At 62.8% G+C, this 14,018-nt stretch carries 13 protein-coding genes and 1 tRNA gene; 4 read left to right on the top strand and 10 right to left on the bottom strand.

Annotated elements, in window-relative coordinates; genetic code table 11:
* Window position 1 precedes the first annotated feature (1 nt).
* Window positions 2–838, top strand: a complete 837-nt coding sequence (locus tag ASD07_RS26690; RefSeq protein WP_055937784.1) for an N-acetylmuramoyl-L-alanine amidase-like domain-containing protein — start codon at window positions 2–4, stop codon at window positions 836–838.
* Window positions 839–888: 50 nt separating this feature from the next.
* On the opposite strand, the gene ASD07_RS26685 is transcribed toward ASD07_RS26690, so the two are convergent.
* From ASD07_RS26685 to ASD07_RS26660, 6 genes are all read right to left on the bottom strand, one after another.
* Window positions 889–1,482: a 50S ribosomal protein L25/general stress protein Ctc gene (locus ASD07_RS26685; protein ID WP_055937782.1), complete on the bottom strand. Its 594-nt coding sequence runs from the start codon at window positions 1,480–1,482 to the stop codon at window positions 889–891.
* Window positions 1,483–1,593: 111 nt separating this feature from the next.
* Window positions 1,594–2,544, bottom strand: a complete 951-nt coding sequence (locus ASD07_RS26680; RefSeq protein ID WP_055937779.1) for a ribose-phosphate pyrophosphokinase — start codon at window positions 2,542–2,544, stop codon at window positions 1,594–1,596.
* 109 nt (window positions 2,545–2,653) lie between these two features.
* Window positions 2,654–2,730, bottom strand: a tRNA-Gln gene (locus tag ASD07_RS26675).
* A 78-nt stretch (window positions 2,731–2,808) separates the two neighbouring features.
* Window positions 2,809–3,687: a 4-(cytidine 5'-diphospho)-2-C-methyl-D-erythritol kinase gene (ispE, locus tag ASD07_RS26670; RefSeq protein ID WP_055937776.1), complete on the bottom strand. Its 879-nt coding sequence runs from the start codon at window positions 3,685–3,687 to the stop codon at window positions 2,809–2,811.
* Between the two features lie 2 nt (window positions 3,688–3,689).
* A complete protein-coding gene (locus ASD07_RS26665) occupies window positions 3,690–4,283 on the bottom strand; it encodes an outer membrane lipoprotein LolB (protein ID WP_055937773.1) in 594 nt (197 codons plus the stop codon).
* On the bottom strand, window positions 4,283–6,064 hold the full coding sequence (locus ASD07_RS26660; RefSeq protein WP_055937770.1) for a tetratricopeptide repeat protein: 1,782 nt from the start codon (window positions 6,062–6,064) through the stop codon (window positions 4,283–4,285). The genes ASD07_RS26665 and ASD07_RS26660 overlap by 1 nt, the downstream gene beginning before the upstream one ends.
* A gap of 63 nt (window positions 6,065–6,127) precedes the next feature.
* Here ASD07_RS26660 and mutM point away from each other — a divergent pair, with 63 nt between their 5' ends.
* Genes mutM through mutY form a run of 3 tightly spaced genes read left to right on the top strand, consistent with a single transcriptional unit; the run spans window position 6,128 to window position 9,995 of the window.
* Window positions 6,128–6,961, top strand: coding sequence for a bifunctional DNA-formamidopyrimidine glycosylase/DNA-(apurinic or apyrimidinic site) lyase (gene mutM, locus ASD07_RS26655; protein ID WP_055937766.1), 834 nt, complete (start codon window positions 6,128–6,130; stop codon window positions 6,959–6,961).
* 10 nt (window positions 6,962–6,971) lie between these two features.
* Entirely contained in the window at window positions 6,972–8,900 is a 1,929-nt protein-coding gene (locus ASD07_RS31185; RefSeq protein ID WP_055937764.1) for a dynamin family protein, read from the top strand.
* Window positions 8,901–9,995 carry an A/G-specific adenine glycosylase gene (gene mutY, locus ASD07_RS31180; protein ID WP_055937762.1) on the top strand — a complete coding sequence of 365 codons (1,095 nt, stop codon included), beginning with the start codon at window positions 8,901–8,903 and terminating at the stop codon, window positions 9,993–9,995. It abuts the gene before it with no gap.
* A gap of 6 nt (window positions 9,996–10,001) precedes the next feature.
* Here mutY and ASD07_RS26640 read toward each other — a convergent pair whose 3' ends face one another.
* The 4 genes from ASD07_RS26640 to ASD07_RS26625 form a co-directional block, all read right to left on the bottom strand.
* Entirely contained in the window at window positions 10,002–10,631 is a 630-nt protein-coding gene (locus ASD07_RS26640; RefSeq protein WP_055937757.1) for a TMEM175 family protein, read from the bottom strand.
* Between the two features lie 59 nt (window positions 10,632–10,690).
* Entirely contained in the window at window positions 10,691–11,821 is a 1,131-nt protein-coding gene (locus ASD07_RS26635) for a deoxyguanosinetriphosphate triphosphohydrolase (protein WP_055937754.1), read from the bottom strand.
* Window position 11,822: 1 nt separating this feature from the next.
* Entirely contained in the window at window positions 11,823–13,442 is a 1,620-nt protein-coding gene (gene aroKB, locus ASD07_RS26630) for a bifunctional shikimate kinase/3-dehydroquinate synthase AroKB (RefSeq protein WP_055937752.1), read from the bottom strand.
* Between the two features lie 92 nt (window positions 13,443–13,534).
* Window positions 13,535–13,996: an Ig-like domain-containing protein gene (locus tag ASD07_RS26625; protein ID WP_055937749.1), complete on the bottom strand. Its 462-nt coding sequence runs from the start codon at window positions 13,994–13,996 to the stop codon at window positions 13,535–13,537.
* Between the last annotated feature and the right edge of the window lie 22 nt (window positions 13,997–14,018).

Genomic DNA, 14,018 nt, shown 5'->3' with positions numbered 1-14,018 from the left:
CATGCCCTTCCTTGCCAGCGTAATACTCGCCGCCGCGCTCACCGCGGCGGCTGAACCGAAACAGATTTACCAGATGTCGCCGCAGGAAGCGGGCGCCTTCATCGCCGAGGTGCGGCAGGCCGAACCGGACCTGCGCAAGCGCATCGCCGCCATCGGCCGCCGTAATATCGGCCAGCCCTACAAGCTGAACCTGCTTGGCGAATTCCCTTACGAGCTGCACGACACGCTGCCCATGTATAGCCTGTCCGCCAGCGACTGCCTGGTGTTCGCCGAGCACACTTACGCCATGGCGCTCAGCTCTTCGTGGGAGGAGTTCTTCTGGACCCTGCAACGCATCCGCTACAAGGACGGCGTGATCGGCGTCGCCAGCCGCAACCACTATATGGAAGTGGACTGGAACATCAACAACCGCTGGCTTCTCACCGACGCCAGCAGCGGCGCAAGCTACGCCATGCGCATTGACCGCGCGCAATTCCTGCTGTCCCAGCACCATGTGCAGCGCGACATCCCGCTGCAGGACACGGTGGAAGCCTTCCTGCCGGTCGAGCGCGCGCGGCAGGAATTCAGCACGCTGGCCGAAGGCGATCTGGTGGAAGTGGTGTCGGCGCGCAAGGGCCAGCACATGGTGACCCACGTCGGCCTGGTCGTGCTCGATGCGCAGGGCGCACGCCGCTTCCTGCATTCCTCGGCGCCGCAAGTGCGTGAGGAAACGTTTGAAGCCTTCATCGACCGCACCCAGGCCCGCGCCAATAATGGCCTGGCCGGCTTCAAGTTCATGCGGCTGAACGAGGCAATCGTGGTCCCGCCCTCGGCACCCCAGCCGCGCCCCGGCGCTTAGAAAACAAAAAACCCCGCCGAGGCGGGGTTCTTCATTGCAGCAAAAGAGGATTACTCTTTAGCAGCAGCGGCTTCAGCAGCAACAGCGCCGGCTGGCACGGATGCGGTAGCGATGGTTGCATCGGAACCGTGGGTCACGATGGTCACGCCTTTTGGCAGCTTCAGTTCGGAAGCGTGGATCGACTGGCCGACGTCCATCTTCGACAGGTCAACAGCCAGGAATTCTGGCAGGTCGGCTGGCAGGCAGGAGATTTCGATCTCGTTGGCCACGTGGCTGATGGTTGCAGCGTGCAGTTTCACAGCTGGGGACACGTCAGCGTTTTCGAAGTGCAGGGCAACTTTCACGTGCAGTGGCTTGTTGGCGTCAACGCGCTGGAAGTCAGCGTGCAGGACCAGTTGCTTGAACGCGTGCATCTGGAAGTCACGCAGCAGCACTTTCTGTACGGCGCCGTCGATTTCCATGTCCAGGATGGACGAGTGGAAAGCTTCTTTTTTCAGCGCGTGGAACAGTGCGTTGTGGTCCAGGGCGATGGTCACAGGGGCTTCGGTGCCGCCGTAGATGATGCCAGGGGTCTGGCCGGAATTACGCAGGCGGCGGCTCGCACCCGTACCTTGCAGATCACGTTTGAATGCAACAACTTTCATGGAATACTCCAAAAAATAAAACAAGGCTCGCGCCTTGTCGGTCAACGAAGTGCCCCGCGACCAGGGCACTTCAACAAATCGGCCGCGGCTTGCGCCGCGGCCGGAAAAACTTTAGTCGACGAACAGTGAAATCACCGAGTCGCCCTTGATGATGCGCTTGAAGGTCTCAGCCAGCAGCGGTGCGCAGGTCAGTTGGCGGATCTTGCCGCAGGCCTTGGCAGCTTCGGACAGCGGGATGGTGTCGGTCACCACCAGCTCGTCCAGCGAAGAACCGGAGATGCGTTCGATTGCCGGGCCGGACAGCACTGGGTGCGTGCAGTAAGCGGTTACTTTCTTGGCGCCGCGCTCTTTCAGCACTTCGGCAGCCTTGACCAGGGTACCTGCGGTGTCGACCATGTCGTCCATGATCACGCAGTTGCGGCCTTCGACGTCGCCGATGATGTTCATCACTTCGGATACGTTGGCTTTTGGACGGCGCTTGTCGATGATGGCCAGGTCGCAACCGAGGCGCTTGGCCAGTGCACGGGCACGCACCACGCCGCCGACGTCAGGCGACACCACCAGCAGGTCTTGCTCGGCCTTCTTCTGCAGGTCGCCCAGCAGGATTGGCGAAGCGTAAATATTGTCAACCGGGATATCGAAGAAGCCCTGGATCTGGTCAGCGTGCAAGTCCATGATCAGGACGCGCTCGACGCCGGCTTCTTCCAGCATATTGGCAACTACTTTTGCCGAAATGGCCACGCGGGCGGAACGCGGGCGGCGATCCTGGCGGGCATAGCCAAAGTAAGGAATTGCTGCAGTGATACGGCCAGCGGACGCACGTTTCAGGGCATCGACCATCAGGATCAGTTCCATCAGGCTGTCATTGGTCGGCGCGCAGGTCGATTGCAGCACGAACACGTCTTTACCTCGGACGTTTTCGTTGATTTCGACCATGACTTCGCCGTCCGAGAACTTGGAAACGACTGCTTTGCCGAGTGGGATGCCGAGATTTTTTGCGACCCCTTCTGCTAAGGCTGGATTAGCGTTGCCGGTAAAAACCATCAGGTTTTCGTAAGCCATTGGGAGTCCCGAGAGGTAGTGTTGAATTCTTGCGGCACTCCTGCGATACAGGAGCTTTTGTCTTAACCCTGGCTGGAGACTGCTGCCTCGACAGACCCAGGGAAAACGGTGGCAGGGGAACAAGGATTCGAACCTTGGTATGCCGGAATCAAAATCCGGTGCCTTAACCAGCTTGGCGATTCCCCTACTCTTGACTGACTGTCTTTCGTCAGTAGGCCGACATTATATAGCCTATTTCACGAAAAACCAAATCTTTTTTACGAATCACAACTTTGCGATGAGCGGATGCTGTTTCAGTGCCTTCGCTTTCCATCCGGTCCAGGCGGCTGGCACTTTCGCAAGTACCGCATCGGCCTGTTCTTCGCTTTGGATTGCGACGAACACACAAGCTCCGGAGCCAGTCATCCTGGCGTCACCGTAAGCGCCCAGCCATTCTACCGCTTCTGCTACCTGCGGGAATAAGCGGCACGCCACTTGTTGCAAATCGTTCTTCCCAAACTGCCGCAGATCTTGTCGATTCGCGTGGTAGCTGGAAAAGTCCGACATCTTAACGGGCGCAGTATCCCTTGTCAAATGCTCGGAGGTAAAAATCTGCGCCGTCGGGCAAGCCACGCCAGGCTCGATAACAACATACCAACAGTCCGGCGCATCGACCGGCTGCAACTCTTCGCCGACGCCTTCGGCAAAGCCGGTCTGGCCGAAGATAAAGAACGGCACGTCGGCGCCCAGCGGCAAGGCCAGGGCCATCAGCTCATTGCGCGTCAACCCGCCCCGCCACAGCTTGTTCAGCGCCATGAAGGTGGTCGCCGCGTCCGAAGAGCCACCGCCCAGGCCGCCACCCATGGGCAGGCGCTTGTCGATGGTGATATTCGCGCCGGGCGGCAACGCGCCAGTGCGGCGCTGCACTTCCGCCTGCAGGATGCGGGCGGCGCGGATCACCAGGTCCTGCTCGGCAGGCACGCCTTCGATATCGTTGGTGCGGTGCAGTTCGGAATCCGCGCGCAGCGAGAAATGCAGGGTATCGCTGCGGTCGATGATCTGGAACACCGACTGCAGCAAATGATAGCCGTCGGCGCGGCGGCCATTCACGTGCAGGAACAGGTTCAGCTTGGCCGGGGCCGGGCAGTTCAACAGGCTTTTCATGCTTACTCGGCGATCACGATGCGCAAGGCCATCTGCTGCACATCGCCCCCACCCGGATGTTCGGCATCGATCAGTTTCGGGCGCGGCGGCGAGCTGCCGGGCTGCCAGTCGGTATATCGCAGGTGCCAGCCTTCGCGCGTGGTCACCTCGCTGTCGGCAGGGCTGGCCGACCATGGCTTGCCGTCGGCGGCAGTGGCATGGCCTTGCAGCCAGCCGCGCAGTCCGGCCACCGGCAGCGCCCAGCCCAGTGCACGGGCGCTCAGGGCATCGACGCTAGGCGCTGTCAGCGGCGGCTTGTTGCCGCCAGTGTTCAGCGTCGCCCCCTGCGGGTTCACGCTGATCGTTGCGACCTTGCTGCCAAAAGGATTGAACAGTGCAACGTCAGTACTCTGCGCGTCCTGCTTCCAGTCGAAATTGACGGTGCTCGATTCCTGCTTACCGTCCTTGAGATAGCGCACATTCAGGCGGCCCGACAAGGCGGCGCTATCGGCATAAGGCGCCACGACGGCGCTCGATGGCGGCACCGAAGGCGTGCTGGCGCAGCCACACAGGATGGCGGCCGCGCCGGCGATGGCGGCGAGTGTCTTGAAGCTCATTAAATACCTGCGTTGAGGCGCGCCAGCGTGCTGCGCAGCGCGTCGTTTTTCGGATCCTTGTCGCGCGCTTCGCGCCACAGCCTGGAGGCGCCGGCCTTGTCGCCCTGTTTCCACAGCACTTCGCCCAGGTGCACGGCGATTTCCGCATCGCTGCGCAGCGCGTAGGCCTGGCGCAGCGATTGCTCCGCTTCTTTCAGTTTGCCCATGCGGAACAAGACCCAGCCCATGCTGTCCATGATGTAGGGATCGCCCGGCGCCATTTTCAGCGCCTTGTCGATCAGCTCATAGGCTTCGTCCAGGCGCACATTGCGTTCGGCCAGCGAGTAGCCCAGGGCATTGTAGGCGTGGTGGTTGTCGGGCACCGATTCGATCACCTTGCGCAGCGCCGTTTCCATCGCCTCCACCTTGCCCAGCTTCTCCGCTGCCAGTGCGTAGTCGTACATCAGGTCCGGGCTGTTGGGGAAGCGCAGCACGCCATCCTGCAGGGTCTTGAAAGCTTCCACCGCGCGGCCTGAGTCGCGCAGGAGCTGGCCTTCCGTCTGCAGGATCTGTACTTGTTCGGCCTGGTCAGCCGGCGTGATGTCCTTCAACTGGGCACGCGCGCCTTCGACGTCGCCCTTGCGTGCCGTCAGGTGGGCACGCTTCAGGCGCGCCGCCAGGACAGTGCGGGCATCTTCGCCATCGATCTTGTCCAGCCATGCCAGCGCGCCATCGAGGTCGCCCCGTTCTTCGGCGATCTGGGCCAGCAGCATCAGCGCCTTGTTCGGGTCGCGTTCAGGATCGGGCTGGGCTTCCAGCACTTCCAAGTAGCGCTTGAAATAGCCTTCCGCAGCCTTGCTGTCCTGGCCCTGCAGCGCCATGATGCCGAGCGCGTACAGGGTGCCCGGATTGTCAGGCTGCTCTTTCAGCAGCAGCAGGAATTGTTCGCGCGCCTGGTCGTACTGTTTTTGCTCCACCAGCAGCCGGGCATACGCCGAACGCACTTCGCGCGCGGCAGGATATTTCTGCAGGAAGTCGGCGAACAGCGTTTGCGCGCCATCCAGCTCGCCCAGCATCTGTCCCATGGTCAGCGTAGCCAGTTCGGAATCGGGCTTGATCGCCACCGCTTTTTTCGCTTCCTCGCGCGCGCGCGCGGCATCGGTCGCAGCGTGGGCGCCTTGCGCCAGCACCAGGTGGGCCTCCTGCGTGTTCAGGTAAGGCTTCAGCACGCGCTCCATCAGCGCGAACGCGGCGGCCTTGTCTTTCGCCCGCAGCAGGAATTGCTGCATCTGGAACATCAGCAGCGGGCGGCCGGTTGGCGCGGCGGCTTGCAGGCGCTGCGCGAACAGGGTTTCCGCTTCGCCCAGGTCATCGCCCAGCACGGCAAAGCCGAGGAAGTACTGCGCCGCTTCTTCGGATTCAGGCGCCAGTTCGCGCCACAGCCGGATCGCCGCCAGCGCTTCATTACCCTGCTTGGACGACAGTGCCATCTCGGAAGCGCGGCGCGCCAGGCGCGGATCGCGCGTCTGCTGCGCCAGCACCATCATCGTCACATAAGCGCTTTGCCACTGGCCGCGCTTGAAATCGAGTTCGGCCTTGGTCAGCTTGTAGAATAAATCGCTGGTCAGTTCAACGTTGGGCAGCTTTTCGTCGGCTGGAGCGGCCTTGGCAACGGCGTCGGCAGAAGGTGCGGCCGGCGCGACAGTTGGCGTTGCGGGTTCGGCTGCAGCCTGTTCCGGTGGCACGACTGCGCAGGCGGACACGAGGGCCGACAGGGTTACAATGGCGAATGCGTTTTTCAAAGGAAGATCCTGCAAATCGGGCTCAAGACTTGATTCTACGCCAACCCGCAAGAAACCACCCTCATGCCTGAATTACCAGAAGTAGAAGTGACCCGGCGCGGTGTCGCACCCCATATCGAAGGCCGTATCGTGCGCGACGTGGTGCTGCGCCGCGACGGCTTGCGCTGGCCGTTCCCGGACGACTTGCCGGCCCTGCTGGCCGGGCGCCGCGTCGGGTCGACCGATCGCCGCGGCAAGTACCTGCTGCTGCAGTTCGAACATGGCACGCTGATCATCCACTTGGGCATGAGCGGCCACCTGCGCGTGCTGCCGACTGGCATCCCGCCGGAAAAACATGATCATTTCGACATGATGGTGGAAGGCACCGACGGCAAGCATGTGCTGCGCCTGACCGATCCGCGCCGCTTCGGCGCCGTGCTGTGGCATTCCATGCAAGATGGCGAACTGGAACAGCATATGCTGCTGCGCGGCCTGGGCGTGGAGCCTTTGGGCCCGGCCTTTACCGGCAAGCTGCTGTTTGAGCAAACGCGCAGCCGCAGCGCGGCTGTCAAGCAGGTCCTGATGGCGGGCGATATCGTGGTCGGAGTGGGCAATATCTACTGCTCTGAAAGCCTGTTTCGCGCCGGGATCAACCCGAAAACGGCTGCCAACCGCATCAGCGCAGCCCGCTACGACCGGCTGGCGCAGGCCATCCGCGACGTGCTGGCTGAGGCAATTGTGCAAGGAGGCAGCACTTTGCGCGACTTTATCGGGGTAAATGGGCAATCAGGGTATTTCCAACAGACATATTTCGTCTATGATCGTGCTGGTGTGCCTTGCCGTTGTTGCGGCGCGCCTGTGCGCCAGATCAAGCAGGGCCAAAGATCAACATTTTATTGTGTAAATTGCCAGAAATAACGAGAAGCTAATGGTACGGGACCTGGAACAATATAGCCAATGGCGCCAAGGCGTCATGGGCGCTGTCGCAAACTATCGGGACTGGATCGTGCAGGCCGATCTGTCCGACGCCGCGACTGAGCAGCGCCTGGCGCAAACGCTGTCCAAACTGGCCGACGACAAGTTGTCGGTGGCCTTTGTGGCGGAATTTTCGCGCGGCAAATCTGAACTGATCAATTCGATCTTCTTCGCCGATTTCGGCCAGCGCATCCTGCCATCGGCAGCCGGCCGCACCACCATGTGCCCGACCGAGCTGATGTACGACGCGGCCTACCCCGCCTGCATCCGCCTGCTGCCGATCGAAACCCGCGCCGAAAACCTGTCGACCAGCGATTACCGCGACGATCCGCACGCCTGGACCATGCTGCCGCTGCAGCTCGATTCAGCGGAACATATGCAGGAAGTGTTCAAGCAAGTCAGCCTGACCCGCCACGTGCCGGTGGAAGAAGCCAAGCGCTACGGCCTGTACGACGAGAACGATCCCGACATGGGAGCCACGCTGGACAACAACGGCCTGGTCGAGATTTCGCAGTGGCGCCACGCCATCATCAACTTCCCGCACCCGCTGCTGAAGCAGGGCCTGGTGATCCTTGATACGCCAGGGCTGAACGCCATCGGTACCGAGCCGGAACTGACGCTGAACATGATCCCGCATGCGCACGCAGTACTGTTCATCCTGGCCGCCGATACCGGTGTCACCAAGAGCGATATCGAAGTGTGGCGCACCCATATCGGCAACGGCGCCGGCCGCATGGTCGTGCTGAACAAGATCGACTCCATGTGGGATCCGCTGCGCACCGAAGAAGAAATTGAAGCGGCCATCGCGCGCCAGCGCGAGCACGCAGCCCATATGCTGGGCCTCGACGCGCGCCAGGTGTTCCCGGTCTCGGCGCAAAAGGCGCTGCTGGGCAAGATCACCGGCGACCATGAACTGGTGCACAAGAGCCGCATGAAGCAGCTCGAAAGCGCGCTGTTCAACGAGCTGATCCCTGCGCGCAAGGACATCATCCGCCGCCGCCTCGGTGGCGAGCTGGCAGCGCTGAGCGGCGCCCAGTATGCGGCGCTGTCGGCCAAGACGCGCGGCATCGTCGAGCAGTTGCTGGAACTGAAAGGATTGCGCGGCAAGAACCAGTCGGTGATTGCGCACATGGCGCGCCGCGTCGAAGCCGAGAAGAAGGAATTCGACGAAAGCCTGTTCAAGCTGCAGGCGACGCGCGCGGTGTTCACCCGCCTGTCCACCGAGCTGTATTCCAGCCTGGGCATGGGCATCCTGCGCGACAACCTGGTCAAGGCCCGTTCGGAAATGCAGAACAGCCGCTTCACCACCGGCCTGCGCGATGCGATCAAGATTTACTTCGACAGCATCCACGCCAACCTGGATGAATCGGAGCGCAAGATCGAAGAGATCCGCAGCATGATGGAAACCATGTACAAGAAGTTCTCGGCGGAGCACGGCCTGACCTTGCCGATGCCGATGACCTTCTCGCTGGCCAAATACCGCGACGAGATCAACGAAGCCCACGGCATCTACGAAAAGCAGTTCGGTACCGCCGTCATGCTGACCACTTCGCGCGTGGTGCTGATGGAGCGCTTCTTCGATTCCGTGGCGTCGGCTGTCAAGCGCTGCTTCAAGGCCGCCAATGCCGACACCGATGCCTGGCTGAAGGTGATCATGGCGCCGCTGGAAGCGCAGATCCGCCAGCACAAGGAGCAGCTCAAGCATCGCCAGCAATCGATCGCGCGCATCCACGATGCAACCGATACGCTGGAGCAGAAGATCGAAGCCTTCGAAACCACCCAGGCCGAACTGGAAGCGCAGAAGGCCAAGCTGGCTGCACTGGCCGCCGCCATCAGCGACGCCATCTCAGCCGAGAATGTAGTGCTGGAGGCAGCGGCGTAATTGCAGTACCAAGACCCGAGCTTTGCTGCCGCGCTGGTCGCGTGGCAGAAAGAACATGGCCGCCACGACCTGCCGTGGCAGAACACCCGCGATGCCTACCGTGTGTGGCTGTCCGAAATCATGCTGCAACAGACGCAGGTATCGGCGGTGCTGGGTTATTACGCACGTTTCCTGCAGCGCTTCCCTACCCTCGCTTCGCTGGCCGCCGCTCCCGTTGAAGACGTGATGGCGCAGTGGGCTGGACTGGGCTACTACACCCGCGCCCGCAACCTGCACAAGTGTGCGCAGCGCGTAGTGGCGGAGTATGGCGGCGAGTTCCCCTCCGATCCGGCCTTGCTGGCTGAACTGCCTGGCATCGGGCGTTCGACGGCAGCCGCCATTGCGGCGTTTTCCGCCGGCCGCCGCGCCGCCATCATGGACGGTAACGTGAAACGCGTGTTCGCACGCGTGTTCGGCATCGACACCTATCCCGGTGAACGCAAGACGGAGCAGGCCATGTGGGCGCGTGCGGAAGCGCTGGCGCCGGCCGAGGGCATCGAGGCTTACACGCAAGGTTTGATGGACATGGGGGCAACGCTGTGCACGCGCAGCAGCCCTTCCTGCGAGCGCTGCCCGATGCAGGCACGCTGTGTCGCCTTCGCCACCGGCCGCACCGCCGAACTGCCGGTGCGCAAGCCGAAGAAAGCGACGCCGGAAAAGTCGGCGCACATGCTGCTGCTGGTGGATCGCGGCCAGGTGCTGCTGGAACAGCGCCCTGCGAACGGCATCTGGGGCGGCCTGCTGTCCCTGCCCGAGCTGGCTGGCCACGCCATGCATGCCGAAGCACCCGGAGATGCCGCCGTGGCCGCTGCCGTGCAGCCTTTCGGTACGATGGAATCGCTGGAGCGCCTGCTGCCGGTGGTGCACATCTTCACCCACTACAAGCTGCACATCCACCCGCTGATGGTCACGCTAGCCAGCCGCGCGGCAATGGCCGGCGAAGAGCGCTATGTGTGGCTCGGCGCCGCCGCCATCCCCGCCGCCGCCCTGCCCGCCCCGGTCAAGAAACTCCTGCTCGACCTGCTGGGTGAACGCGGCCAGGCGCGCATGTTCTGACCGCCGTTAACGCAGCCGGCGCGTCAACAGCTTGCTCAAAGGGCGGACCAGGAACAGCAGCAGGAAGGCGGTATTGGCGATCCCTGGCGCCTGGCCAGCCAGCACCACGGTCAGTGCCGCGACGGCGATCAGGATGCCCTGGCGGATGCAGACGCCGGCATAGGTCGCCTTGTCCATCGGGTGCGAACACAGTTCCGGATGGCGGTAGATGCGCGCGGCGACCAGCAGCGAACCGACGGCCATCAGCGTCATCACGACCGCATACACCGCCTGCGCCAGCTGCGACAGGAAGCGCCCGTTCACCGCGGATGCAAACGGCAGCAGGCTGGCCCCGGCCAGCATCAGGATGGTGTACCACGTCAGTGGCCCGTCGAGGTGGCGCACATGGCTGTAGAGGCGGTGGTTGCCGACCCAGAAAATGGCCAGCACCAGGAAGCTGATGATCCAGGAGCCAAAGGTCGGCGCCAGTTCGCCCAGCACATGCAGCAGTTCCGCGCTGCTGCTGGCCTGTACGTGTTCAGGCAGTTTCAGCTCGATCACCAGCAGCGTCATGGCGACGGCGAAGATGCCGTCGACCAGGGCTTCGATGCGATGTTTGCTGAGTTGCGGGCCGTGGGCAAGCGTGGTGTCGGTCATGATTCTTCTGGCAATGTTGGATTGCCAGAAGATTAACCCGGCGCGGGCCGCCATGCAAGCTAGAGATTGTCCAGCGAATAGATGCGGCGGTGTTCGGCAATCGCGTAGCGGTCGGTCATGCCGGCAATGTAGTCGGCCACGCGGCGCGCCTGGCCGCTGGCGTCGCCGCGTTCAGTGCGGTAATCAGGCGGCAGCAGCGAAGGGTCGCAGGCAAACGCTTCATACAGCTCGCGCACCATGCGGCTGGCCTTGACGCGCATGCGGTTCACCTTGAAATGGCGGTACAGGTTTTCGTGCAGGAAGCGCTTGAGCTCGCTGGCATCCTTGCGCATCCGGTCGGAGAAGCGGATCAGCGGCGGTGCCGCGCGTACCTGCTCGATGCTTTGCGGGCCGTGCGCGGCAATGCGGTCTTGCGAGGTGGCGATCAGATCGTCCGCCAGCGCGGTGATCAGGCGGCGCAGGGTTTCGTAGATGGCGCGGCGGCCGGCCAGTCCCGGATGGGCGGCCTGCACCTCGCGCCACAGGCGGCCGAAGAAATCCACCTGTTCCAGCTGCGCGATGGAGATCAGGCCGGAGCGCAAGCCGTCGTCGATGTCATGGCTGTTGTAGGCGATTTCGTCGGCCAGGTTGGTCAACTGGGCTTCCAGCGAAGGCTGGGTCTTGTCGAGGAAGCGCTGCGCCACATCGCCCAGCAGGCGGGCATTATTCACCGAGCAGTGCTTCAGGATGCCTTCGCGCGTTTCGAACATCAGGTTCAAGCCGTCGAAAGCGCCATACTGCTCTTCCAACAAGTCGACCACGCGCAGGCTTTGCAGGTTGTGCTCGAAGCCGCCGTGCTCCTTCATGCATTCGTGCAGCACATCCTGGCCCACATGGCCGAACGGCGTGTGGCCCAGGTCGTGTGCCAGCGCGATGGCTTCCACCAGGTCTTCGTTCAGGCGCAGGTTGCGCGCCAGCGAGCGACCGATCTGGGCCACCTCCAGGCTGTGCGTCAGGCGGGTGCGGAACAGGTCTCCTTCGTGGTTGAGGAAGACCTGGGTCTTGTATTCGAGCCGGCGGAAGGCGGTGGAATGGATGATGCGGTCGCGGTCGCGCTGGAACTGCGAACGCGAAGCGTGCGGCGTTTCCGGGAAGCGGCGGCCGCGCCCCAGGTCAGAATGTGCTGCGTAGGGGGCGAGCGTCTCTTCCATATTACTCGGTGCAGGCGGCCAGGGTTTGCAGCAGCAGGTCTTGCGGCGCGCTCGTGATGCGGGCTTTGCCCAGCGGTTCGAGCAGGATGAACTTGATTGCCCCGCCCTCGTTTTTCTTGTCCACTTCCATCAGCTCAAGCCAGCGCTCGCTGCCCAGGTCCGGCGCCACGATCGGCAGGCCGGCTGCAGCCACCAGGTCGCGGATGCGTTCCACCGTAGCGTTGTCGATGAAGCCCAGGCGCTGCGACAAGTCGGCCGCCATCACCATGCCGCAGCCGACTGCCTCGCCGTGCAGCCAGGCGCCGTAGCCCATGCCCGCCTCGATGGCGTGGCCGAAGGTGTGGCCAAAATTCAGGATCGCGCGCAGGCCGCCTTCGCGTTCGTCCTGGTGCACCACGTCGGCCTTGATTTCACAGGAACGGGCGATGGCATACGCCAGCGCGCCCTTGTCGCGTGCCATCAGCAGCCCCATGTTCGCTTCGATCCATTCGAAGAACGGCACGTCGATGATGCAGCCGTACTTGATCACTTCCGCCAGGCCGGCCGACAGTTCGCGCACCGGCAGGGTTTCCAGCGTGGCGGTATCGGCAATCACCGCCTTCGGCTGGTAGAAGGCGCCGATCATGTTCTTGCCCAGCGGGTGGTTGATGCCGGTCTTGCCGCCCACCGAGGAATCGACCTGCGACAGCAAGGTGGTCGGCACCTGCACGAAGTCCACCCCGCGCATATAAGAGGCGGCGGCGTAGCCGGTCATGTCGCCGATCACGCCGCCGCCCAGCGCCACCAGGGTGGTCTTGCGGTCGGCCTTGCCGGCCAGCAGGGCATCGAACACCTTCATCAGCGATTCCCAGTGCTTGTGCTCTTCACCGTCCGGCAGCACCACTTCGATCACTTCCTTGCCGGCCGCCGCCAGCGGCGCGCGCACGCGTTCCATGTACAGCGGCGCCACCGTATCGTTGGAGATGATGGCGACCTTCTTGCCGCCCACGTATTTGGCCAGCAGGCTGGCGTCTTCCAGCAGCGCAGGGCCGATGACGATCGGGTAGCTGCGCTCGGCCAGGTCGACGTTGAGCAGGATATTGGTTTGTTCGTTCATGGCGGCTTGTGCCTTGGTCACGCAATTGGGCGCGGCCTGGCAGGCCAGCGCGTCGAGCTGGTTGATGATGTTCTGGACCATCGATTGTACGTTAGGGCGGCCGGTGTCGATGACCAGGTCGGCCATGTCCATGTACAGCGGTTCGCGCTGCGCCAGCAGTTCTTCGAGTTTTTTGCGGGGATCGGACGTTTGAAGCAGGGGCCGGTTCTTGTCGTGCGCGGTGCGCGCCAGGATCGAGTTGATCGACGCGCGCAGGTAGATGACGGTGCCGCGTTCCTGCAGCAGGGCACGGCTGGCTTCATTGAGGATGGCGCCGCCGCCGGTGGCCAGCACCAGGCCCTGCTGGCTGGTCAGTTCGCGGATGACTTCCGCTTCGCGCCGGCGAAAGGCGGGTTCACCTTCGATCTCGAAAATCCAGGGGATGGAGGCCCCGGTACGGCTTTCGATTTCATGATCGGAATCGACAAACCGCAAGCCCAGCTTGCGGGCGAGCTGGCGACCTATGGTCGTCTTGCCCGCCCCCATCAATCCAACTAAGTAAACATTTTGCATTCACGCATGATAGCGCAAATTACATGGCAGCAGCCTGCCGCGGGCAGGCGCTGCACTGGCCCAGCTTATTGCGTGGTGACGGTAATGGTGTTGGTGCTGACGTTGTCGACACCCTGCACGCCGGCGGAAATCTTGATCGCCAGGCCGGACGGCTGGCTGACGCCGTTCACGGTAACGCCTTTCACGCTCAGTTTCTCGGTGACGCTGCCACTGCTGTCAGTTTTCGCGCCGCTGTTGCTGATGGTGCCGGCCGTGGAATGGAACTGCACGATGGCACCAGGCACGGCCTGGTTGCCGCCATCCTTGACGATCGCGGTGATCGATACTTCGGTGCCGTCGATGCCGGAAGCGGCAATGGTGTTGGAGCTGGAGCTCACCGCCACGCTGGCTGCCTTCGGCGTCAGCGGATCGGGATTGGTCGGGCTGACGCCCGGGCTGCCGCCGCCGCCGCCGCAAGCGGCCAGCAGGCTGGCGCAGACCAGCGCGCCTGCCAGGCCGGACAATTTTCGGAATACTACGTTTGCCATTTTCTTTCCTTTATTCTGATAA

This window comes from Duganella sp. Root336D2 (genome assembly GCF_001425005.1).
GTDB lineage: Bacteria > Pseudomonadota > Gammaproteobacteria > Burkholderiales > Burkholderiaceae_D > Rugamonas.
The sequence above is the reverse complement of the archived record's forward strand: the minus strand, read 5'-3'. Positions and strand labels throughout refer to the sequence as shown.

Excerpts from the sequence above, each read along its gene's own strand:
- ASD07_RS26640 (WP_055937757.1), bottom strand. The coding sequence starts at position 10,631 with ATGACCGACACCACGCTTGCCCACGGCCCGCAACTCAGCAAACATCGC.
- ispE (WP_055937776.1), bottom strand. The coding sequence starts at position 3,687 with ATGAAAAGCCTGTTGAACTGCCCGGCCCCGGCCAAGCTGAACCTGTTC.
- ASD07_RS26685 (WP_055937782.1), bottom strand. The coding sequence starts at position 1,482 with ATGAAAGTTGTTGCATTCAAACGTGATCTGCAAGGTACGGGTGCGAGC.
- aroKB (WP_055937752.1), bottom strand. The coding sequence starts at position 13,442 with ATGGGGGCGGGCAAGACGACCATAGGTCGCCAGCTCGCCCGCAAGCTG.
- ASD07_RS26665 (WP_055937773.1), bottom strand. The coding sequence starts at position 4,283 with ATGAGCTTCAAGACACTCGCCGCCATCGCCGGCGCGGCCGCCATCCTG.
- ASD07_RS26625 (WP_055937749.1), bottom strand. The coding sequence starts at position 13,996 with ATGGCAAACGTAGTATTCCGAAAATTGTCCGGCCTGGCAGGCGCGCTG.
- ASD07_RS26635 (WP_055937754.1), bottom strand. The coding sequence starts at position 11,821 with ATGGAAGAGACGCTCGCCCCCTACGCAGCACATTCTGACCTGGGGCGC.
- ASD07_RS26690 (WP_055937784.1), top strand. The coding sequence starts at position 2 with ATGCCCTTCCTTGCCAGCGTAATACTCGCCGCCGCGCTCACCGCGGCG.
- ASD07_RS31185 (WP_055937764.1), top strand. The coding sequence starts at position 6,972 with ATGGTACGGGACCTGGAACAATATAGCCAATGGCGCCAAGGCGTCATG.
- ASD07_RS26680 (WP_055937779.1), bottom strand. The coding sequence starts at position 2,544 with ATGGCTTACGAAAACCTGATGGTTTTTACCGGCAACGCTAATCCAGCC.
- mutM (WP_055937766.1), top strand. The coding sequence starts at position 6,128 with ATGCCTGAATTACCAGAAGTAGAAGTGACCCGGCGCGGTGTCGCACCC.